The following is a 3,939-nucleotide window of genomic DNA, read 5'->3' on the forward strand; positions in this document are numbered from 1 at the left end:
AATAAAATAGTGGTCGTGAATGACAACACCACCACGGGGAGGGCAAACAGGAGGATACTCGAGGGCGTTGTTCCAAAGTACGATATCACCTTTGATCTTCTTGATAATGTGACAGCGGCCGAGCTGCGTGAGAACGTATCCAGGCTTGGCCCTGACGCGCTCGTGCTTCTCCTGACGTTCAACCGGGACCGCGCTGGCGAGGTCTTCACCTATGAGGAGAGCGCGGAGCTTCTCCGGCAGGCCAGCCCCGTTCCCGTCTATGGCGTGTGGAAGATGTGCCTGGGGCACGGCATAGTCGGAGGCAATCTCAGCAGTGGAGACGCGCAGGGCAGGAAGGCCGCAGAGATCGCTGCGCGCATACTCCGCGGCGCGGATCCGGACAGCATACCAGTAATCGATGAGAGTCAAAATGTTTACATGTTCGATATGGTAGAGCTTCGCAGATTCAACATCTCCCCAGGATCTCTGCCCGCGGGCAGCATCATAATAAACCAGCCGTTCCATGACAGAGCCGATCTGAGCCACATGAACCTCAGCTGGCACAACCTGAGCGGAGCGAGCCTGAACCAGACGTACCTGAACGGCTCGGACCTGAGCGGCTCCAACCTGACCGGGGCCCATCTCAGGTACAGCATGATATATGATGCGAACCTGAGCCTGGCAGACCTCTCCGGCGCTGATCTCGAGGGCGCTGATATCCATAACACAGATCTGCGCGACGCCAGGCTTGCCGGCACAAAGCTCATCGGAGCAGATCTGATCGGAAGCGATCTCAGCCGCGCGGATCTCAAGGAGGCGGAGATGGAGAACGCCAGGCTCAGCGGCGCAATATTAGTCAGCGCGATCATGGACAGGGCTCACCTGGCCGGCGCGAAGATGGATGGGTGTGATCTAAGCAACGCATCGATCAAGAACGCGTTTATGCATCGTGTTTCTCTTCAGGATGCTAATGTATCTGGCGTGAACCTGACAGAATCGGACCTGTGTGGCGTGGATCTGACCCGCGCAGAGATGAGAGGCGCGACATTGAGAAACGTAACGATGCAGGACGCCATACTGAGTGGTGCAGATCTCACGGGGTCTCTGCTCTCCGGCGCTGTTATGATGCGCTCCAACCTCTCAGGCGCAAATCTCTCGTTCTCAGATCTCTCAAACGCTGATATGAGAAGGTGCTGCATGCTCTTCACCGATCTCACAGGCGCTAGACTGAACAACGCCAGGCTCGACTCGTCCATGCTGTTCCAGGCAAACCTCACCGGGGCATCTCTGGTCTCAGCCAGCCTCCGGGGTGTCGATCTCTCAGGGTCGGATCTATCGGAGGCGGATCTGAGGGATGCTGACATGACCAATGCCAGGTTGGGCAACACTGTGCTGGAAGGGGCGGATATGACCGGCGCCAGGCTCCTTGGCGCGGATCTGACCCAGGCGAGAATGTCTGATATGATTTTGACGAAGGCCAACATGCTCGGCGTGCAGGCGAACTGGGTGGATATGAGAAACAGCCGGTTATCTGGAGCCTTTCTGACGAGAGCTGAGCTGTTCGGTGCAGATCTGAGCGGTGCAGACCTGACAGGCGCGGATCTCGTAAAGGCATATGCTCTGAGGGCAAACCTGTCAGGAGCGGATCTCGCGGATGCTAAGCTGGACGATGCAGACTTCAGCGGGGCGATCCTCAGAGGCGTGAAAATGCCAGAGCTCGTGATTCACAGCGTCAACTTCGGGCAGGCGGATCTCAGCGATGCAGATATGTCCGGATGCCGTCTTGAGGCTCTCTACGTATCAAATGCTGTGATGAAGTCTGTGAAGATGAGAAATGCCATCCTGAGAGGGGTGATGCTAGAGAACTGCGATCTGAGCACGGCGAATCTGAGGAGGATAAAGGCTACAGGTGTTTATCTTACCAACACAAGCCTTTCAGGAGCTGACCTCCGGGACTCTGAGCTCTACTCTGTAGGATTCACAAACGTCGATCTGCGCGGAGCCAGACTCGATGGCATAAAGTATGATAGAGCTACGCTCGAGAGCCTGGCTCAGCAGAAGCTCGAGGGGGCGAGCATGAGCGATGATCTCAGGAGGGATATCGAGCGGGTCAGGAATGTGGCCTCCTGACCCAGCATCGATGTTTGTATCCATCAATACGAACTCGCTGTTCAGCAACCTGTATATCGTACAAGCCGGTTGTCAGGAAGCAAGTCGTGGGGTTATTGTTTTATTGGGGTGAGGTTCAGCAACCTGTATATCGTACAAGCCGGTTGTCAGGAGCATTCATTCAATAGGAGAACATAGCAGGACCAATTTCTATTGTTCTCAGATGGATAAAGGCCATCTGCGAGATGCTGAGAGGCCGCATCAACCGGACAGGAGCGCCCCGATCGCCTCAGAAGAGCCTCCTCTGAACCCACCCATTTATCCTCAGGTATGGTATCGCCTTCCTTTTTATGCCGAGCCTGATGAGATCTGATGGTCTCTCCACCTTTTTTATTCTCCTGTATGAGATGATCCTGCGTGCGCTCTCCGGTCCTATGCCGGGGACGCGGATCAGGCTCTGAAGGTCTGCCTCATTCACATCGACCGGCCAGTCGAGCGATTCCCTGGCCAGCGTGACCTTGGGATCCTCATTTGGGAGGAAGCCATCATCATCGAAGGCGTTCTTGATCTCATCTGGCGACAACCCGTAGACCCTGTAAAGCCAGTCGAGCTGGTAGAGCCTGCTCTCGCGCCATCTCGGTTGTTGCATTCTGCCCTCAAAGATCGTCCCCTTGATGGGAACAAACGCGCTGTAGTACACCCTGCTCACTCCGATCTCCCTGTACTCCCTCACGACACCCTCGAATATCTCGAGATCGGTCTCGCCAGCTGCGCCGACCACAAGCTGTGTTGTCTGGGAGCCGCTGGAGCGCCTCGCCAGAAGATCGCGTATCCACCTCTGCCTGTCCAGTATGTCCCTCTCGTAATCCTTCGTGGGGCTCAGATCCTCCATTACATCCCCTGACGGCGCCTCGATGTTGATGCTCACGCGATCAGAGAGCTCCACAGCCTCTTCTATGAGAGCTCTGGACGTCCCCGGGAGGATCTTGAGGTGGATGTACCCCGGGAACCCATGCCTCACCCTGAGGATCCGCACAGTCTCGATCATCCCCTCCATCGTTGAATCCTCATCCCTGCCAGCGCCAGAGCTCAGGAAGAGACCGTCGATGCGCCCCTCTCTTCTGAGCCTGAGCACAAGATCGGAGAGCTCTTCTGGAGTGTATGAGCATCCATTCGATGCCCTGCCTGCATTTTGGCAGTAGCCGCACTGATGGTAGCACACATTTGTGAAGAGCGTCCGGAATAGACTTATACGGCAGCCGTTACGCCCCCATGCGCTGTAGATCGTTGAGCCGTCATCGTTCCGTCTGTAGCAGCATCTGTCGTATCCCATGCCTCGGCTCAGAGCCTCCGCCTTAAGATCGGTATCCTCGAGATCAAAGCTCGCTCCCTGAGCAAGGACCAGGCGATCCATCGTCTGTCCTTCTGCTCACAGGCTAAATATCACCTGCCCATGCGGGGCGAAAGTGATTCATAAGGCTTGTACAGAGGTTGTTCGCTGGATACGGGAACGTGCGGATGGCGGAAGAGATCAACCGACCACGGCAGCCAGTTCCACGCCAATAAAAGGATGAGAATGGAAACAGCGAAGCAGGTTTGAGACATTCCTCGCATAAAACAGCTCAAGTATATAAAATGAAGGATAAAATATCCTCAAACAGATGGCAAATTATTATCGTTCGGTATTCCGAAGCACATGACCATGAATCAGGTGACTACTCCCACCAATGAATTGGCGGGCATCTAGGCTTTCGCCACAGACTGTAGCCCCAGTCTGAGAACGTTTATGGCTGCATTATGATCTCTATCCAGAGTCAGGCCGCAGAAAGGACATCTGTGGACTCGCTCGGA

General features: G+C 55.3%; 3 protein-coding genes. 1 reads left to right on the top strand and 2 read right to left on the bottom strand.

Features of this window, described 5'->3' with window-relative positions; all coding sequences use genetic code 11:
* On the top strand, nt 1-2,109 hold a 2,109-nt coding region (locus NQU42_RS08265; protein ID WP_296610591.1), incomplete at its 5' end, for a pentapeptide repeat-containing protein.
* A gap of 268 nt (nt 2,110-2,377) precedes the next feature.
* Here NQU42_RS08265 and NQU42_RS08270 read toward each other — a convergent pair.
* Together NQU42_RS08270 and NQU42_RS08275 are read right to left on the bottom strand one after the other, a co-directional pair.
* Nucleotides 2,378-3,502 (bottom strand): radical SAM protein, encoded by a 1,125-nt coding sequence (locus NQU42_RS08270; protein ID WP_296610592.1) that lies wholly within the window; start codon nt 3,500-3,502, stop codon nt 2,378-2,380.
* A 329-nt stretch (nt 3,503-3,831) separates the two neighbouring features.
* On the bottom strand, nt 3,832-3,939 hold a 108-nt coding region (locus NQU42_RS08275), incomplete at its 5' end, for a zinc ribbon domain-containing protein (RefSeq protein ID WP_296610594.1).

This window comes from Methanothrix sp. (genome assembly GCF_024518575.1).
In the GTDB taxonomy this organism is placed as follows: domain Archaea; phylum Halobacteriota; class Methanosarcinia; order Methanotrichales; family Methanotrichaceae; genus Methanothrix_B.